The organism is Vibrio sp. 1402 (genome assembly GCF_033340275.1).
Window position 1 is genome coordinate 1 of the sequence record NZ_JAWOWE010000545.1, and the last position, 563, is coordinate 563.

The following is a 563-nucleotide window of genomic DNA, read 5'->3' on the forward strand; positions in this document are numbered from 1 at the left end:
CGGATAAGCCGAGGTTGATTTCACCCGATATCAGTGCCCACAAACCAAAGCCAATGACCGCTGGCGCAATATTGGGCATCAAACTAATTAGCCCTAATCTCACGGAGCGAAGTGCAAAAATCAGCAAGGCAGAAATTAAAACAAGCGTGATCGGTAAAGTGGACAGCATGCTCGCCATATTCGTCTCTCCAATATGGGCGAACATTAATGACGGGCTTGATGCAACCACTTGATAATGAGGGGCATGCTCTGCAAACCATTGATAGATTCTGTTTTCTAAATCGACCAGTTCCACACTGCCGAGGTTTGCCACGGTCAACACCATTTTGATCGAGGATTTATCGACGTTAATTTGATTATTGAGGTCTAGGCCGTACGGCAAAGACATTTCGTAAAGCAGTAGATATTGCGCTGCGAGCTCTCGCGCTTGAGGGAGCGAGTAATACGCCTCATCATCACCATGCATGTTCTTGTTGAGACGCTTATAAACATCTGCCAATGTCGCCACATGGTCTGTTTCAGGTTGGTCTCGTAGCCAACTAGAAAACTCACCTATCGTGTTA

The 563-nt window shown here is 46.4% G+C and carries 1 pseudogene; it reads right to left on the bottom strand.

Going from position 1 to position 563, the window contains the following annotated elements:
- Positions 1-563 (bottom strand): annotated as a pseudogene (locus tag R7044_RS27165) (RND family transporter); the annotation flags it as partial.